The sequence below is a fragment of the Burkholderia territorii genome, from assembly GCF_902833055.1.
Taxonomy (GTDB): Bacteria; Pseudomonadota; Gammaproteobacteria; order Burkholderiales; family Burkholderiaceae; genus Burkholderia; species Burkholderia territorii.
This window is the reverse complement of the sequence record NZ_CADFEJ010000003.1, coordinates 545198-562655: the sequence shown is the minus strand read 5'-3', so window position 1 is coordinate 562655 and position 17458 is coordinate 545198. Positions and strand designations below refer to the sequence as shown.

Genomic DNA, 17458 nt, shown 5'->3' with positions numbered 1-17458 from the left:
GCGAAGGACGGCTCGGTGACGGCGGCGAACGCGTCGGGGCTGAACGACGGCGCGGCGGCGGTGCTGGTGATGTCGGCGCAGAAGGCGGCGGCGCTCGGGCTGACGCCGCTTGCGCGGATCAAGGCATACGCGAACGCGGGCGTGGATCCGAGCGTGATGGGCATGGGTCCGGTGCCGGCGTCGCGCCGCTGCCTGGAGCGTGCGGGCTGGACGCCGGGCGACCTGGACCTGATGGAAATCAACGAGGCATTCGCGGCGCAGGCGCTGGCGGTGCACAAGCAGATGGGCTGGGACACGTCGAAGGTGAACGTGAACGGCGGGGCGATCGCGATCGGTCACCCGATCGGCGCATCGGGCTGCCGGATCCTGGTGACGCTGCTGCACGAGATGGTCAAGCGCGATGCGAAGCGCGGGCTGGCGTCGCTGTGCATCGGCGGCGGGATGGGCGTCGCGCTCGCGGTCGAGCGTCCGTAACCGTTCTTCGTCACCGTCAAACCAATCCGGGCACCGGCCGATTGCTGCTTCGGCCGGCGCCACGTGAAGTCAGAGGGGCCTGCGGCGGCTCTCGAAACCAAAAAATGGAGTGAGATTTATGTCTCAGCGAATTGCGTACGTAACGGGCGGGATGGGCGGCATCGGCACCAGCATCTGCCAGCGTCTGTCGAAAGACGGCTTCAAGGTGGTCGCAGGTTGCGGCCCGAATTCGCCGCGCCGGGTGAAATGGCTCGAGGAGCAGAAGGCGCTCGGCTACGATTTCATCGCGTCGGAAGGCAACGTGGGCGACTGGGACTCGACCAAGGCAGCATTCGACAAGGTCAAGGCCGAAGTCGGCGAGATCGACGTGCTGGTCAACAACGCGGGCATCACGCGCGACGTCGTGTTCCGCAAGATGACGCACGAGGACTGGACGGCCGTGATCGACACGAACCTGACGAGCCTGTTCAACGTGACGAAGCAGGTGATCGACGGGATGGTCGAGCGCGGCTGGGGGCGGATCATCAACATTTCGTCGGTGAACGGCCAGAAGGGGCAATTCGGCCAGACGAACTACTCGACCGCGAAGGCCGGGATCCACGGCTTCACGATGGCGCTTGCGCAGGAAGTCGCAACGAAGGGCGTGACGGTCAACACCGTGTCGCCCGGCTACATCGGCACCGACATGGTGAAGGCGATCCGCCCGGACGTGCTCGAGAAGATCGTCGCGACGATCCCGGTGCGTCGTCTTGGCGCGCCCGAGGAAATCGGTTCGATCGTCGCGTGGCTCGCGTCGAACGATTCGGGTTTCGCGACCGGCGCCGACTTCTCGCTGAACGGCGGCCTGCATATGGGCTGAACGCCCGGCTGCGCGCGCCGCTTCGGCCGCGCGGCCTGGCGTTTCCGAAGGCCCCCGCCTCCCGGAACCGGGCGGCGGGGATTCGTCACTTGCGCTACGCTGCACTCAAAGGCGTTACATGACTACTACAAAGAAAACGGCCGAGCGGCTCATCAAGAAGTACCCGAACCGCCGGCTCTACGATACCGAGACGAGCACGTACATCACGCTGACCGACGTCAAGCAGCTCGTGCTGGAACAGGAGGACTTCAAGGTCGTCGACGCGAAATCCAACGAAGACCTGACGCGCAGCATCCTGCTGCAGATCATCCTCGAGGAAGAGAGCGGCGGCGTGCCGATGTTCTCGTCGTCGATGCTGTCGCAGATCATCCGTTTCTACGGTCATGCGATGCAGGGCATGATGGGCACGTACCTGGAAAAGAACATCCAGGCGTTCATCGACATCCAGAACAAGCTCGCGGATCAATCGAAGAACCTGTACGAAGGCAACGCGATGAATCCGGAAGTCTGGTCGCAGTTCATGAACATGCAGGCGCCGATGATGCAAGGGATGATGACGAGCTACATCGAGCAGTCGAAGAACATGTTCGTGCAGATGCAGGAGCAGATGCAGAACCAGGCGAAGTCGATGTTCAGCACGTTCCCGTTCAAGCAACCGGGCGCGCCGGAGCCGGAAAAGAAGTAATTGCGACGCTTGCGCGGCAGGCCGGTCGGGGCGGCACATGCCGCCACCCGACGGCTCGCGTGCGCGACGCGCGGCGCCGTGATGCAGCCGCTCGCCGTTGCGTCTGGGCACGTCGCGATGCGTAGCGGCAAAGCCCGCGCGGTTCGCCGGGCGGGCTCAAAGTGCCGGATCGAAATCCTGGTGGTCGTCAGCGGGAGGAAGATCGAGCACGAGCTTTACCGCGCAGTAGTTCGCCTTCAGCGAAAACACGCGGCCGATCACCAGAAACGTCTGGTGCGAATTGTCGAGTTCGACGAAGTCGCCCGGCTGCGGCACGTGGGCGCCCTGGTCATAGGAAAAGCTGGTGCTGGTCTGCTCGCCGATGGTCTCGGCGGCGTGCTCGGTGAATTCGATCGTGATGTGGGTGGTCATGCGAACCCCGTTGGGTAAGTGAAGAGAATTGACGGTGCGATTTTCGCATAGGGGCGTGGGGAGGCTTCGGCGATCGTTGTGCGCGACATGCGGTGATCGTGCCCGTCGTTTCGTCATCGTCGGTCTGAAAGGGCTCGATCAGCGGCCGGTTTTGCCTCGCTGACCCATAAATAGCTGTAAACTCACGCTTTTGCCGCCACGCCCCCACATTCCAGATGTCCCAGTCCCCCAAAGTAGGCTTCGTGTCGCTCGGGTGCCCGAAGGCGCTCGTCGATTCCGAACAAATCATCACCCAGCTGCGCGCCGAGGGTTATGAAATCTCCGGCACTTACGACGGTGCCGACCTCGTCGTCGTCAACACCTGCGGCTTCATCGACGAAGCGGTGCAGGAAAGCCTCGACGCGATCGGCGAAGCGCTGACCGAGAACGGCAAGGTGATCGTCACCGGCTGCCTCGGCGCGAAGTCGAGCGCCAGCGGCTCGAACCTCATCGAGGAGGTCCACCCGAAGGTGCTCGCCGTCACCGGCCCGCACGCGGTGGGCGAAGTGATGCAGGCCGTGCACTCGCACCTGCCGAAGCCGCACGATCCGTTCGTCGACCTCGTGCCGGCCGCCGGCATCAAGCTCACGCCGCGCCATTACGCATACCTGAAGATCTCCGAAGGCTGCAACCACCGCTGCACGTTCTGCATCATCCCGTCGATGCGCGGCGACCTCGTGTCGCGTCCGGTCGCGGAAGTGATGCTCGAGGCGGAGAACCTGTTCAAGTCGGGCGTGAAGGAACTGCTCGTGATCTCGCAGGACACGAGCGCGTACGGTGTCGACGTGAAGTACCGCACGGGCTTCTGGAACGGCAAGCCGATCAAGACGCGCATGACCGATCTGGTCGCCGCGCTCGGCGAACTCGCCGCGCAGTACGGCGCCTGGGTGCGCCTGCACTACGTGTATCCGTATCCGAGCGTCGACGAAGTCATTCCGCTGATGGCCGAAGGCCCGTTCAAGGGCCACGTGCTGCCGTATCTCGACGTGCCGTTCCAGCACGCGCATCCGGAAGTGTTGAAGCGCATGAAGCGCCCGGCGAACGCCGAGAAGGTGCTCGAGCGCGTGCAGAAGTGGCGCGAGATCTGCCCGGACCTGACGATCCGCAGCACGTTCATCGCCGGCTTCCCCGGCGAGACGGAAGCCCAGTTCGAAACGCTGCTCGACTTCATCCGCGAGGCGGAACTCGATCGTGTCGGCTGCTTTGCGTATTCGCCGGTCGAAGGCGCAACCGCGAACGAGCTCGACGGCGCGCTGCCGGACGACGTCCGCGAAGAGCGTCGCGCGCGCTTCATGGAAGTCGCCGAGGAAGTGTCGGCACGGCGCATCCAGCGCAAGGTCGGCAAGACGCTCAAGGTGCTGATCGACGAAGTCGGCGAGGAAGGCGGCATCGGTCGCACGGCGGCCGATGCGCCGGAGATCGACGGCGTGGTCTACGTCGAGCCGGCGACGAAGGCGTCGAAGCGCTACAAGGTCGGCGATTTCGTGTCGGTGAAGATCACCGGCGCGGACGGCCACGACCTGTGGGGCGAGGTCTAAGCGATGTCCGCAGCATTCCCGCAGATCCTCGCGCTCGGCGAGGCGATGATCGAGTTCAACCAGTCGCAGCCGGGCCGTCCCGAATTCCTTCAGGGCTTCGGCGGCGACACGTCGAACTTCTGCATCGCCGCAGCGCGCCAGGGTGCGTCGACGGGCTTCGTGTCCGCGATCGGCGACGATCCGTTCGGCCGCCTGCTGGCCGACATGTGGACGGCCGAGCAGGTCGACACGACGTACGTGCGGACCGACCGCTCGGCGCCGACCGGCGTGTATTTCGTCACGCACGGCGCTAACGGCCATCAGTTCGACTATCTGCGCGCGGGCTCCGCGGCGAGCCGCTACTCGGTGGCCGACCTGCCGTTCGACGCGCTGGCCGCGGCGAAGGCCGTTCACCTGTCGGGCATCAGCCTCGCGATCAGCACGAGCGCATGCGACGCCGCGTTCGCGGCGATCGACCATGCGCGCAGCAACGGCGCGCAGGTCAGCTTCGACACGAACCTGCGCCTGAAGCTGTGGCCGCTGCCGCGTGCCCGCGCGGTGATTCGCGAGGCGCTGCGCCAGACGGACATCTGCCTGCCGAGCTGGGACGACGTCACGGCGCTCACGGGCGCGAACGATCGCGACGCGATCGTCGATGCGATGCTCGAACATGGGCCACGGGTCGTCGCGCTGAAACTCGGCAAGGAAGGCGCGTACGTCGCGACGCCGAACGAACGGCGCGTGGTGCCGGGCTTCGCGGTCGAGGCCGTCGACGCGACGGGCGCGGGCGACTGCTTCGGCGGCGCGTTCGTCGCGCGGATCGTCGCGGGCGACGATCCGTTCGCGGCCGCGCGCTACGCGAACGCGGCCGCGGCGCTGTCGACGACCGGTTACGGCGCGGTCGCCCCGATTCCGTACCGCGAAGCGGTGGAACGCCTGATGCAGGGCTAGCAAGGAGCAATACAACGTGGGTCGATATTCGGAATGGCAACGGGCGCTGGTGATCGCGGGGGCGTTGGCGGTGGGCTTCACGATGCCGGGCGTGGTTGCGGCGCAGGCCGGCGCGCCGAACGCGCAGCAGGATGAAGCGGCGCCCGCGCGGCCGCTGCGGCCGAATCCCGAGTTCGCCCGCCTGCCGCGCTACGAGGGCACGCTCGGCGACAGGCCGATCGTCGTGCATCTCGGGCCGAAGACGGACGAGGAGGGCGTGCACGGCGAATACCAGTTCGCGGACACGGGCGAGGTGGTATTGCTCGCCGGCGATCGCGACGGCGACACGCTCGAAATCGAGGAATCGAACGACGGCACGAACATCACGGGCGTGTGGATCGGCCGCTTCGACGCGACGGGCGACCTGAAGGCCGACCGGATGAACTCGGACGAATCGGATCCGCAACCGGTCGTGCTGCGCCTGGCGCCGGGCAAGCGGGCGGCGCTGCAGGTGCGCGATGGCCGCGTGCGGGAGATCGAGACGGTCGGCGGCATCGTCAACCTGCGCACCGACGACTGAGCGCGCGCTGGCTCGGTGCGCGCGGCGCGCATTGTACCGGGCCAAGCACGCCGATTTTGGCTACCCTAGCGCTATATTCCGCAACCGAACGGCCTTTCGCCGGGCCTCCTGCCATGACAGCATCCACTTCGAAGCGCGCACTCCAGACCCGCATCGTTCAACCCGACGACAACATTCCGGAAGGCTTCCGCTCGTTCGTCCCGCCGGTCGAGCGTGCATCGACGGTCGTGTTCCCCGATCTCGCGACGATGCGCGCGCTGGTGTGGCACAACGACAACCAGTGGCGCTATGGACTGCACGCGACGCCGACGTCGCTCGCGCTCGCGCAGCGGCTCGCCGAGATCGAGGGCGGCACGCATGCGCTGCTGCAGCCGTCGGGCCTCGCGGCGATCATGAACGTCTATTTCGGGCTCGTGAAGGCGGGCGACGACGTGCTGATCCCGCACAACGTGTACGGGCCGAACGCCGATTTCGGCAACTGGCTCGCGAAGGATTTCGGCATCACCGCGCGCTTCTACGATCCGCTGGTCGGCGCGGGCATCGCCGAGCTGATCCAGCCGAACACGCGGCTGATCTGGATCGAGGCGCCGGGCTCGGTGACGATGGAAGTGCCCGACGTGCGCGCGATCACGACGGTCGCGCAGGCGCACGGCATCGTCACCGCGATCGACAACACGTATTCGGCCGGCCTCGCGTTCAAGCCGTTCGACCATGGCGTCGACATCTCGGTGCAGGCGCTGACCAAGTATCAATCGGGCGGCAGCGACGTGCTGATGGGCGCGACCATCACCGCGAACGCGGCGCTGCACGCACAACTGAAGCTCGCGCGCATGCGTTGCGGCATCGGTGTGTCGGTCGACGATTGCTCGCTCGTGCTGCGCAGCCTGCCGAGCATGCAGGTGCGCTTCGATGCGCATGGCAAGAGCGCGCTCGCGCTCGCGCAATGGCTGAAGGCGCGCCCGGAGATCGCGGCCGTGCTGCATCCGCAACTGCCGGACTGTCCGGGGCATGCATCGTTCATGCGCGACTTCACCGGCGCGGGCGGGTTGTTCTCGGTGGTGTTCGACGAACGCTACAGCAGCGAGCAGATCGATCGTTTCGTCGAGGCGCTCGAGCTGTTCGCGATCGGCTGGAGCTGGGGCGGTGCATGCAGCCTCGCGATGCCTTACGACGTGGCGTCGATGCGTGCGGAGTGGCCGCATCGCGGCACGCTGGTGCGCTTCTACGTCGGTCTCGAAGACGAAGCCGACTTGCGCGCGGACATCGAGCGCGCGCTGCAGGCTACGCTCGGCAAATAACGGAACCGAAGCGAAAAACGAAACGCCCGCGCGATGCCATGTCGCGCGGGCGTGTTTTCTTGGGCGGCGTTCGCCGACCGGAAATCAGAACAGCCGCAGCAGCCCGTCGAGGCCGACGTGGTCGAATGCGACGGTAGCCGCATCGCGCACGACCGGCTTTGCGTGGAACGCGACCGACAGCCCGGCTTCGGCCATCATCTTCAGATCGTTCGACCCGTCGCCCATCGCGATCGCGCGGCTCGGCTCGATGCCGAGCGATGCGCAGGTATCGCGCAGCATGCGCGCCTTCACGTCCGCGTTGACGATTTCGCCGAGCACCTTACCGGTCAGCTTGCCGTCGACGATCTCGAGCGTGTTCGCGTGCGCGTAGTCGAGGCCCAGGCGCGCCTTCAGGCGCTCGGTGAAGAACGTGAAGCCGCCCGATACGAGCAGCGTCTTCAGTCCCGCGGCTTTCACGCCGGCGAGCATCGTCTCCGCGCCCGGCGACAATTGCAGCCGCTCCTCGTACACGCGTTCGAGTGCCTGCGCGTCGAGGCCCGCGAGCAGCGCGACGCGGCGCGTCAGGCTCTCGTTGAAGTCGCGGATCTCGCCGCGCATCGATGCCTCGGTGATCTCCGCGACCTGCGTCTTCAGCCCGCAGAAATCGGCGATCTCGTCGATGCACTCGATCGTGATCAGCGTCGAATCCATGTCCATCACCACGAGCCCGAACTCGCCGAGCGTGCGGCCTGCTTCGACGAAACCGAAGTCGAGCGCGTGCGTGCCGCAGTACGCGTCGATGTCGAGCCGCTGCGCGGGGTTTGCGTTCTCGATACGCAGCGCGTGATCGTCGGTCTGCACGATGCGGGTGCCGCGCGACAGCGCGAGCAGCGGTTTGTGGTGCGCGTCCGACAACGGCGCGAGACTCTGGATGACGAGGTTGTGGGTCATGACGGAATGATTGGAAGCGAATGAAACGCGTGCGTGGCCGGTGTGCGGCCGCCTGCGAGCGCGGGGCCGGTCAGGCGTCGGGCCGGCGCGTCGCGAACGCGCCATTGTAGCCGGTTGGTGTCGGCGCGCGACCGGATCGCCGCCGATGCCCGGCCGGGGCCGCCGCATGCTCTGCTCACGGGATGGCGCCTAGCGTGCGTCCGCGCGATCCCAGTACGGCGGATCGCCGAAATGCTCGGCCAGGAACGCGATGAACGCGAGCGTCTTGAGCGGCACGTGCGCGCGGCTCGGATAGACGGCCCAGATCGCGACGTCGTTCGCGAACGGGTAGTCGTCGAGCACCGTGACGAGCGCGCCGCTCGCGAGCAGAGGGCCGACGTCCCAGGTCGACTTGATCGCGATGCCGAAGCCGTCCACGAGCGCTTCGCGGATCGCCTCGCCGTTGCTCGCGACGAGGCGGCCGCCGACCCGCACGGTGAGCGGGCCCTGCGGCGTGACGAACGACCAGTCGCGCTGGTCGCCGAGGATCACGCATTCGTGCTGCGCGAGGTCGGCCGGGTGGCGCGGCATCCCGTGTTCGGCGAGATACGCGGGCGAGCAGCACAGCACGCGCCGGTTGGTGGCGAGCTTGCGCGCGACCAGCGTCGAGTCCTTCAGCGCGCCGAGGCGGATCGCGACGTCGTAGCCGTCGTCGACCAGGTCGACGATCTCGTCGGACAGCCGCAGGTCGAGCGACACGGACGGGTAGCGCCGCAGGAACGCGGGAATCACGGGCGCGACGTGCTGGCGTCCGAACGACGACGACATCGACACCTTCAGCCGTCCGTAGGGCTCGCTGCGGCCGCGACCGACCGATGCGCGCGCGGCGTCGGCCGCCGACAGCAGCGCCTCGGCGCGCGCCATGAAGACCTCGCCGTCCTGCGTGAGGCTGATGCGGCGCGTGGTGCGATGCAGCAACCGCGCGCCGAGCTGGCGCTCCAGCTGCGCGATGCGCGCGCTCGCGACCGCGGCCGACACGCCGAATTCGCGGCCGGCCGCGCTCACGTTCGCGAGCAGCGCCGCGCGCACGAACAGGCCGACGTCGAGCAGGTCGAGCGGCTTGTCGGGGGCCGGAATCGGATCGGCTGCCATTGTTCTGAAATTCCTGAAAATGTTTCAGGAAATATAGCGGTTTTCTCGAAGGATCGGGGAGCCTACGATGGCATGCAAGGGGTCGCGCCGCGGCCCGCCCGATTATCGTGAAGGAGTTTCGTGATGAAAGCCGTTGGACTGACCCGTTATCTGCCGATCGACGACCCGCAGGCGCTCGTCGACGTTGAACTGCCGCAACCCGTGCCGAGCCCGCGCGACCTGCTGGTGAAGGTCGAGGCGATCTCCGTGAACCCGGTCGACACCAAGGTGCGCGCGCCGAAGCCGCAGGTCGAGCAAACCCCGCGCGTGCTCGGCTGGGATGCGGCCGGCACGGTCGTCGCGGTCGGTGCCGAGGTGACGATGTTCCGCCCCGGCGACGAGGTGTTCTACGCGGGCAGCATCACGCGCGCCGGCGCGAACAGCGAATTCCACACGGTCGACGAGCGGATCGCGGCGATCAAGCCGCGCTCGCTCGACTTCGCGGCGTCGGCCGCGTTGCCGCTCACCGCGCTGACCGCGTGGGAGGCGCTGTTCGACCGGCTGCGCGTGTCGCCGCAGGGCGCGGACGCGGGCAAGTCGGTGCTGATCATCGGCGGCGCGGGCGGCGTGGGCTCGATCGCGATCCAGCTGGCGAAGACGCTCGGCAAGCTGCGCGTGATCGCGACCGCGTCGCGGCCGGCATCGGCCGAATGGGTGCGCTCGCTCGGCGCTGACGACGTGGTCGACCATTTCGGCGACCTGCCTGCGCAACTGCGCGAAATCGGCCATGCGAACGTCGACTACGTGCTGATCTTCAACGACACGGATCGTCATTTTCCTGCCGCGGCGGAAATAATCCGGCCGCAGGGCGGCATTTGCACGATCGTCGAGAACGACAAGCCGATTCCGGTCGAGTTGCTGAAGGCGAAGAGCGCCGCGTTTCACTGGGAGTTCATGTTCACGCGTGCGATGTTCGAGACGCCGGACATGATCGAGCAGCACAAGATCCTGAGCGAGGTGGCGAGGCTCGTCGACGGCGGCACGCTGCGCACGACGCTCGGCGAGCAGCTCGGCCCGATCAACGCTGCGAACCTGCGGCGCGCGCACCAGCTGCTCGAGGCCGGGCGCGCGATCGGCAAGCTGGTGCTGAGCGGCTTCTGAGTGCTTCCGGGCCGGTTGCTTTTCGCCCGGCCGACGAAGGGACTTCCTTCGCGGCGGAAACCTCGAGCGGCCCTGCGTTTTTCCGACACGCAAGCTTGCCCGTACGGGATAGGGCGTCGCGAACGCAAGCGGGGTAACACCCGATGCGTTTGCGGCGCACTGCATGCCGCTTGGCGGTAGACTGACGACGCATCATGCATCGAAAACCGCGCGGCACGCGCGTGCCGCCGCATTACAAGGAGGTCAGCATGAGCCATCGCAGCTTGTCAGTCGCCGTATCGTGGTCTGCCGTGTTCGCGGCGGCGTGCGTGAGCGCGAGCGTATTCGCGGCGCCGCCGGTCAAGGGCAGCCTGAAGGGCGGCGGCACGGGGCAGCTCGAATACACCGTCAAGGTCGACTCGAAGACCTTCGGCAATACGCAGGAGACCCGCAAGATCCGCTCGGGCGAAACGGACGACTTCAACTGGAAGTCGGTGCCGCCGGGCGGCGCGGTCGCGATGCCTGACGGTTGCCCCAACGCCGACAACCTGCCGCGCGACGCGAACGGCGCGATGGTGCGCCAGACCCAGGTGCGGCTCGCGCCGTCGGTCGACGCGAAGGGCATCGCGAACGTGCAGATGAGCTTCCAGGCCGCCGCGCCGAAAGGCACGCGCAACGTGAGCGCGGGCGGCAAGTCGCTGCAATGCCCGGACGTCGTGTCGGTGAGCCAGGTCAAGTGGGTGTCGCTTTCGACCAATGGCGGGTCCAAGTCCGTCACGATGAGCGACGGCACGAAGGTGACTGTGTCGATCAAGCGCTGAGCGGGCGCGCGCGGGCCGGTGACGCACCCGGTGCGCGCGCAACCAGTCGCGGTGCGCATTTACGCGATTCGGGCATGGTTGCGCGTTGCGGATTCGTGGCGCGCGCGTCGGACCTTTCCACCGACGGACCTTCGATCTCGTCACGCGTCGTACGCGTGGTGCGGGCCGGCAGCGTGGCCACACGCGCGTGGCGGTTTGCGTGACGTCACGCGGATGTCACGTTATCCTGCCGCATTCTCCATCTTCCCTGAACGACATTCCATGAAACATTGCATGCGCGTGCTGCTGTCGGCTGCTGCGTTCGTTGCCGCCCATGCGCAGGCGGCCGACGATTGCAGCTTCGTGAAGAAGGTCGAGCTGCCGTCGCGACAGCAGATTGCCGTCGTGTCGAGCGGCGCGCTCGAACCGTGCTCGACCGGCAGTTATGCGGTGCGCGTGTATTCGACCGCGCATGCCGCACCGGGCTTCGATACGGACGACTACGTAACGGGCGTGCTGCATGCGCGCGACGGCACCGTCGCCGATGCATTCACGGCCGACCTCGGCGCGCGTGCGCCGCAGGCGCTCGTCGTCACGACGCGCTCGGCCGGCAGCGGCGGTTACGTCGGTGCGCAGGCCTATGTGACGACGCCGCGCGCGGTGCGGCTCGTCGCATCGGTCGACGGGCTTGCGCCCGACGCCGACGTCGCGGCCGCGTTGCGCCAGGCCATTGGCAAACGCCGCGCCGCACGCTGAGCGGACGCCGCGTGCATCGCGGCGGCGCCGGTCAATGCGCGCGTTCCTCGAGGCGCGATGCAAGAAAGCGGTGATCGGCCGAGAACAACCGGCGATACGTCATCAGCACCGCGCCAACGGTGCCGAGCGCGGACGCCGCGGCGATCAGGAACATGATCACGATCTGGTAGCGCACGGCCTGCAGCGGCGACTGGCCCGCCAGCACCTGGCCGGTCATCATGCCGGGCAGGCTCACGACGCCGACGACGGCCATCTGGTTGAGCGTCGGCAGCATGCCCGCGCGCACGGCCTGCCGCGCGGCGTCCTGCGCGGCTTCCCAGCGTGTCGCACCAAGCGCCAGCGCCGTCTCGACGCGGTCGCGTCGTGCGGTCAGTTCTTCCATCATCCGTTCGACACCGAGTGACACGCCCGTGAGCGTATTGCCGAGGATCATCCCGAGGATCGGGATCGCATATTGCGGCGTGTACCAGGGATGGATGCGGATCACGACGAACAGGCCGACGGCTGCGACGAACCAGCTGCTGAACCAGATCGACGCGATGCTGTCGACGCGCTGTCCGCGATAGGTGCGCTTGCCTCGGCCGGCGCCCGCGAAGCCTGCAATGAGCGTCATCAGCGCGGTGAGCGGCAGCACGACGGTCCAGTGCGGATGGCCGAACACCCAGCCGAGCACGTAGCCGATCGCCAGCAACTGCACGACGGTGCGCACGGCGGCGAGCGCGAGCTTGCGGCCGAGGCCCAGCGACAGCGCGGCCGAGATCGCGCCGTTGACCGCGACGAGCGCGGCGGCGATGCCGACGTCGACGAGACTCAGGTCCTGCAGTGCCGGGCTCATGGCTGCGCCTCCGTCGCGTTCGCGGCGTGCAGCACGCCGGCCTGCATCACGAGCCGCGTCGTGCCGATCCGCGCGGCTTGCGCCGGATCGTGCGAGATCCACATGTACGCGCGTGCATCGGGTGCCGCGTCGAACCACGCGCCGACGAGCGCTTCGATCGCGCGCGTCGAGTCGGGGTCGAGCGCGGACGTCGGCTCGTCGAGCAACAGCACGTCGGGGTCGAGCTGCAGCACGCGCAGAAGTGCGGCGATCTGCGCTTCGCCGCCCGACAGTTCGCTCGCCCGCTTGTCGAGGAAATCGGCGCCGCGACCGGCGCGAGCCGCGAGCGCTTCCGCGCGGGCGCGATCGAACGTCACGTCGCGATAGATCGCGAGTGAATACGGATAGCGCAATTGCGCTTCGACGGTCCCGTCCATCTGCGCGGGCCGCTGGCGCACGTAGGCGACGCTGCGCCGGTAGCGCGGAATTGCCGCGCGCCTGATCCGCTTGCCGCGCCACAGGATATGACCGCCGTCGAGCGGGTCGAGCAGCGCGAGTGCGCGCAGCAGCACGCTCTTGCCGGAGCCCGACGGTCCCGTGATAGCAATTCGCGATCCCGCGGCGAGGCTGAAATCGGTCGGCGCGAGCAGCGTCTTGCCGCTGCTGGCGTCGCGGCGCGTAATGTGCTGCGCATCGATGATGCCGTTCGAGGCTGTCATGTCACAGATGAAAAAAAGCGTTAACGGCGCCGAAGCGTTGCCGCGGCGTGCGCCATAATACCCATTGAAAAGCCGCCGGTGTCGTGCTTCGTTCGCTCACGCAAGTGAGCCCGACATGGCGTGCAAACTTTGCAGAACAACAACGGAACCGCCATGACGCTAGCACGAGCCATCGGCAAATCGGCTGCCTGGATCGTCGGTATCGTCGCACTGATCATCGCGGCGGCTGGCATCTTCATCGTCACGTTCGACTGGAACCGCGCGAAACCGTGGGTCAACGAACATGTGAGTACCGCACTTGGCCGCCCGTTCGCGATCAACGGCGATCTCAAGGTCGGCTGGCGCCGCCCCGACGGCGAGACCGGCTGGCGCGCATGGGTGCCCTGGCCGAGTTTCTCCGCCACGCAGCTCGAGATCGGCAACCCCGACTGGGCGAAAGGGCCCAAGTTCGTCACGCTCGATGCAGCGCATTTCGATCTCGCGATTCTTCCGCTCCTCGCGCACGAAATCGTCATTCCGTCGATCAACGTCGTCAATCCTGCCGTCGACCTCGAGCGGCTCGCCGACGGCCGCAATACGTGGACTTTCCAGTTCAAGCAGTCGTCGCAGCCGTCGCCGTGGAAGGTGCGGCTCAACAGATTCGGTTTCGCGAAGGGCGTCGTCACGTATCGCGATGCGATCACGAAGGCCGATCTGACGGTCGCGATCGATACGCTCGGCCAGCCGATTCCGCTGGGCGACGTGCTGAAGGAGCAGGAGCAAACGTCGCGCGCGGCATCGGCGCAGCGCATCGGCAAGAGCGGTGCCGCGCGAATGAGCGCGAAGGCGAAGGCCGAGGCCGCGTCGGGTGCGTCGGGTGCGTCGGCGGCGCCAGGCACGAGCGCGGCATCGGCCGCAGCGGCGCCGGGTGCGTCCGCTGCCGCGCCGGCTTCTTCGGGTTCGTCCGCGTCGAAGACCGCAACGGCGTCCGGCGCGAGCGGTGCGTCCGGTGCGTCGGGCGCCGCTGCGCCCGCGAAGCCGGCGGGCCCGACGTATGCGTTCGGGTTCAAGGTCGACGGCCGGTACAAGAACGTGCCGATCAGCGGCACCGGCAAGGTGGGCGGCGTGCTGGCGCTCGAGAACACGACGCAACCGTTCCCGCTGCAGGCCGACGTGAAGGCCGGCGACACGAGGCTCGCGATCGTCGGCACGCTCACCGATCCGACGCATCTCGCGGCACTGGACCTGCGTCTGTGGCTGCAGGGCACGTCGATGTCCCACCTCTACCAGATCACCGGCATCACGCTGCCGGACACGCCGCCGTATGCAACCGAGGGGCGCCTGATCGGCAACATCAAGCAGCACGCGAGCACGTTCCGCTACGAGGACTTCAACGGCCGCGTCGGCGGCAGCGACCTGCGCGGTACGCTCACCTGGGCGCAGCGCGAGCCGCGGCCGAAGCTGTCGGGCGAACTCGTGTCGAATCTGTTGCAGTTCTCCGATCTTGCGCCGGTCATCGGCGCCGACTCGGCCGCGAGCAAGGCCAAGCGCGGCGACACGACGCGCCAGCCGCCGGACCGCGTGCTGCCGGTCGCGACGTTCCGCACCGAGCGCTGGAGCGCGATCGACGCGGACGTGAAGTTCACCGGGCGCAAGCTCGTGAAGAGCGCGCAGCTGCCGATCACGAACCTGTACACGCACATCCTGCTGCAGGACGGCGTGCTGTCGCTCGAACCGCTGCAGTTCGGCGTCGCCGGCGGCACGCTCGCGACGAACGCGCAGCTCGACGGCAGCCGCACGCCGCTCAAGGGCCGCTTTACGCTGGCCGCGCGTCACCTGAGGCTCAAGCAGTTGTTCCCGACGCAGAAGGTGATGCAGACCGCGCTCGGCGAAATCAACGGCGACGCGTCGCTATCGGCGACCGGCAACTCGCCGGCGGCGCTCGCGGCGACATCGACCGGCGAAGTGAAGGCGCTCGTCACGAACGGCCGCATCAGCCTGCTGCTGATGGAGGCGGCTGGCCTGAACGTCGCCAACGTCGTGTACGAAAAGCTGTTCGGCACCCGCGACGTGAACATCAACTGCGCGGCGATGGACTTTGTCGCGAACGACGGCATGCTCGAGCCGAAGGTGTTCGCGCTCGATACGGACGACGCGCTGATCAACGTCGACGGTCCGATCAACCTGCGCGACGAATCGATCGACCTGAAGATCCATCCGCATACGAAGGGTTTCCGTGTCTTCTCGTTGCGCTCGCCGTTGTACGCGAAGGGCACGTTCAAGAACCCGAAGGTCGGTGTCGATGCAGGCGCGCTCGCGCTGCGCGCCGGCGCGATGGTCGGGCTGGGCCTGATCAACCCGTTCGCGGCGCTGATTCCGCTGATCGCGCCGAGCAACAACCGCGACGTGCCGTGCTCGGAGCTGTTCGGGCAGATGAAGGCCAAGGCGGCGCAGAAGGCGGCGGTGAAGGCCGGCAAGTGACGTGGGCGAGGCAGGGTCGGTGCCACACGCGCCGGCCCGGCTGGCGGGGCCGGATCGGGGTGGTCGGCAGTTTCTCCGACACCTGCTAAAATACACGGTTTTCCGTCGATTTCTCTCTTACGGGACCTGCCGTGCTTTCTACTGCCAACATCACGATGCAATTCGGGCCGAAGCCCTTGTTCGAGAATATCTCGGTCAAATTCGGCGAGGGCAACCGCTACGGTCTGATCGGCGCGAACGGCTGCGGCAAGTCGACCTTCATGAAGATCCTGGGCGGCGACCTCGAGCCGAGCGCCGGCAACGTCGCGCTCGAGCCGAACGTGCGCCTGGGCAAGCTGCGCCAGGACCAGTTCGCGTATGAAGACGTGCGCGTGCTCGACGTCGTGATGATGGGCCACACCGAGATGTGGGCCGCGATGACCGAGCGCGACGCGATCTACGCGAATCCGGAAGCCACCGACGACGACTACATGCACGCGGCCGAACTCGAAGGCAAGTTCGCCGAATACGGCGGCTACGACGCCGAGGCGCGCGCGGGTGCGCTGCTGCTCGGCATCGGCATCGAGGAGAAGTTCCACAACGGCACGATGGCCGACGTCGCACCGGGCTGGAAGCTGCGCGTGTTGCTCGCGCAGGCGCTGTTCTCGAAGCCGGACGTGCTGCTGCTCGACGAACCGACCAACAACCTCGACATCAACTCGATCCGTTGGCTCGAGCACACGCTCAACGAGTACAACTCGACGATGATCATCATCTCGCACGATCGTCACTTCCTGAACTCGGTGTGCACGCACATGGCCGACATGGACTACGGCACGCTGAAGGTCTGGCCGGGCAACTACGACGACTACATGCTCGCATCGGCACAGGCGCGCGAGCGCCAGGCCGCGGCGAACGCGCGCGCGAAGGAGCGCGTGGCCGAGCTGCAGGACTTCGTGCGCCGCTTCTCGGCGAACAAGTCGAAGGCTCGCCAGGCAACGAGCCGCGCGAAGCAGATCGACAAGATCAAGATCGAGGAATTCAAGCCGTCGTCGCGCCAGAACCCGTTCATCCGCTTCGAGTTCGACAAGAAGCTGCACAACGTCGCGGTGGTGGCCGAAGAGATCACGAAGAAGTACGAGCGCACGATCTTCCAGAACTTCAACCTGTCGGTGCAGCCGGGCGAGCGCATCGCGATCATCGGCGAGAACGGCGCGGGCAAGACGACGCTGCTGCGCTCGCTGCTCGGCGCGCTGCCGCTCGATCACGGCACGGTGAAGTGGTCCGAGAACGCGAATGTCGGCTACATGCCGCAGGACACGTACGAGGAGTTCCCGGACGACATCACGCTGATGGACTGGATCGACCAGTACCGCAAGGACGGCGACGACGAAACGATGGTGCGCGGCACGCTTGGCCGCCTGCTGTTCTCGTCCGACGACATCAAGAAGTCGGTGAAGGTGCTGTCCGGCGGCGAGAAGGGCCGCATGATCTGGGGCAAGCTGATGCTCGGCCGCCACAACGTGCTGCTGATGGACGAGCCGACCAACCACATGGACATGGAGTCGATCGAGTCGCTGCAGATCGCGCTCGAGCAGTTCGAAGGCACGCTGATCTTCGTGTCGCACGACCGCGAGTTCGTGAGCGGGCTGGCGAACCGGATCATCGAAGTGCGCACGGACGGCACGCTGTTCGACTTCGGCGGCAATTACGAGGATTTCCTCGCGAGCCAGGGGCAGGAGTAATTGCCCGGGCTGCCAGGCCCGATCTGATGTACCGGAAGCCCGCCACGCGTAAGCCTGGCGGGCTTTTTCGCAACTGGGCCCGGCCGCCCGTCGAGCATCGTCGAATCCATGGCGAATGGGCGTTGCGAACCGTTCGTGCGCGAAACGCAAAACGCGGAACGGGCTGGGGCGGCGACGGCGACGGAAGTAGGCTGTCGCCATCGCCGGCGTTA

The 17458-nt window shown here is 66.9% G+C and carries 17 protein-coding genes; 12 read left to right on the top strand and 5 right to left on the bottom strand.

Translation table 11 applies throughout. From position 1 onward, the window contains the following. From HW466_RS09820 to phaR, 3 genes are all read left to right on the top strand, one after another. A partial coding sequence (locus HW466_RS09820; RefSeq protein WP_481968797.1) for a thiolase family protein occupies positions 1 to 474 on the top strand: 474 nt, incomplete at its 5' end. Between the two features lie 118 nt (positions 475 to 592). Beyond that, entirely contained in the window at positions 593 to 1333 is a 741-nt protein-coding gene (locus tag HW466_RS09815; RefSeq protein ID WP_059451434.1) for a 3-ketoacyl-ACP reductase, read from the top strand. A gap of 118 nt (positions 1334 to 1451) precedes the next feature. Continuing rightward, positions 1452 to 2018: a polyhydroxyalkanoate synthesis repressor PhaR gene (gene phaR, locus HW466_RS09810; protein WP_011549704.1), complete on the top strand. Its 567-nt coding sequence runs from the start codon at positions 1452 to 1454 to the stop codon at positions 2016 to 2018. A 156-nt stretch (positions 2019 to 2174) separates the two neighbouring features. On the opposite strand, the gene HW466_RS09805 is transcribed toward phaR, so the two are convergent. Then, complete coding sequence (locus HW466_RS09805) at positions 2175 to 2429, bottom strand: hypothetical protein (protein ID WP_059451433.1); 255 nt, start codon at positions 2427 to 2429, stop codon at positions 2175 to 2177. Positions 2430 to 2644: 215 nt separating this feature from the next. Here HW466_RS09805 and rimO point away from each other — a divergent pair, with 215 nt between their 5' ends. The 4 genes from rimO (at position 2645) to HW466_RS09785 (ending at position 6793) form a co-directional block, all read left to right on the top strand. Next, on the top strand, positions 2645 to 4006 hold the full coding sequence (gene rimO, locus HW466_RS09800) for a 30S ribosomal protein S12 methylthiotransferase RimO (RefSeq protein ID WP_059451432.1): 1362 nt from the start codon (positions 2645 to 2647) through the stop codon (positions 4004 to 4006). Between the two features lie 3 nt (positions 4007 to 4009). Further along, positions 4010 to 4936, top strand: a complete 927-nt coding sequence (locus tag HW466_RS09795; protein ID WP_174905800.1) for a sugar kinase — start codon at positions 4010 to 4012, stop codon at positions 4934 to 4936. Between the two features lie 16 nt (positions 4937 to 4952). Further along, entirely contained in the window at positions 4953 to 5495 is a 543-nt protein-coding gene (locus tag HW466_RS09790; protein WP_059544752.1) for a hypothetical protein, read from the top strand. Positions 5496 to 5608: 113 nt separating this feature from the next. Further along, positions 5609 to 6793 (top strand): cystathionine beta-lyase, encoded by a 1185-nt coding sequence (locus tag HW466_RS09785; RefSeq protein ID WP_059502161.1) that lies wholly within the window; start codon positions 5609 to 5611, stop codon positions 6791 to 6793. An 84-nt stretch (positions 6794 to 6877) separates the two neighbouring features. Here the strand turns inward: HW466_RS09785 and serB are convergent, their stop codons facing one another. After that, a complete protein-coding gene (gene serB, locus HW466_RS09780; RefSeq protein WP_059502159.1) occupies positions 6878 to 7723 on the bottom strand; it encodes a phosphoserine phosphatase SerB in 846 nt (281 codons plus the stop codon). 189 nt (positions 7724 to 7912) lie between these two features. Next, positions 7913 to 8854 (bottom strand): LysR family transcriptional regulator, encoded by a 942-nt coding sequence (locus tag HW466_RS09775; RefSeq protein WP_060346299.1) that lies wholly within the window; start codon positions 8852 to 8854, stop codon positions 7913 to 7915. Positions 8855 to 8977: 123 nt separating this feature from the next. Between HW466_RS09775 and HW466_RS09770 the strand changes: the two genes are divergently transcribed. The 3 genes from HW466_RS09770 to HW466_RS09760 all read left to right on the top strand — a co-directional run bounded on the left by HW466_RS09770 (position 8978) and on the right by HW466_RS09760 (position 11529). Beyond that, positions 8978 to 9994 carry a zinc-binding alcohol dehydrogenase family protein gene (locus tag HW466_RS09770; RefSeq protein ID WP_151006661.1) on the top strand — a complete coding sequence of 339 codons (1017 nt, stop codon included), beginning with the start codon at positions 8978 to 8980 and terminating at the stop codon, positions 9992 to 9994. Between the two features lie 248 nt (positions 9995 to 10242). Next, positions 10243 to 10794, top strand: coding sequence for a DUF6013 family protein (locus HW466_RS09765; RefSeq protein WP_059544796.1), 552 nt, complete (start codon positions 10243 to 10245; stop codon positions 10792 to 10794). A 261-nt stretch (positions 10795 to 11055) separates the two neighbouring features. Next, entirely contained in the window at positions 11056 to 11529 is a 474-nt protein-coding gene (locus HW466_RS09760; RefSeq protein ID WP_060127644.1) for a PliI family lysozyme inhibitor of I-type lysozyme, read from the top strand. A gap of 31 nt (positions 11530 to 11560) precedes the next feature. On the opposite strand, the gene HW466_RS09755 is transcribed toward HW466_RS09760, so the two are convergent. Both HW466_RS09755 and HW466_RS09750 read right to left on the bottom strand, forming a co-directional pair. After that, the gene (locus HW466_RS09755) at positions 11561 to 12364 is read right to left on the bottom strand and encodes an ABC transporter permease (RefSeq protein WP_059502150.1); all 804 of its coding nucleotides are present in this window, start codon (positions 12362 to 12364) and stop codon (positions 11561 to 11563) included. Beyond that, positions 12361 to 13062, bottom strand: a complete 702-nt coding sequence (locus HW466_RS09750) for an ABC transporter ATP-binding protein (protein ID WP_151006808.1) — start codon at positions 13060 to 13062, stop codon at positions 12361 to 12363. The genes HW466_RS09755 and HW466_RS09750 overlap by 4 nt, the downstream gene beginning before the upstream one ends. A 153-nt stretch (positions 13063 to 13215) precedes the next feature. Here HW466_RS09750 and HW466_RS09745 point away from each other — a divergent pair, with 153 nt between their 5' ends. Then, positions 13216 to 15522: an AsmA family protein gene (locus tag HW466_RS09745; protein ID WP_174905801.1), complete on the top strand. Its 2307-nt coding sequence runs from the start codon at positions 13216 to 13218 to the stop codon at positions 15520 to 15522. Positions 15523 to 15653: 131 nt separating this feature from the next. Then, positions 15654 to 17246, top strand: a complete 1593-nt coding sequence (locus HW466_RS09740) for an ABC-F family ATPase (RefSeq protein ID WP_059451421.1) — start codon at positions 15654 to 15656, stop codon at positions 17244 to 17246. Positions 17247 to 17458 lie beyond the last annotated feature (212 nt).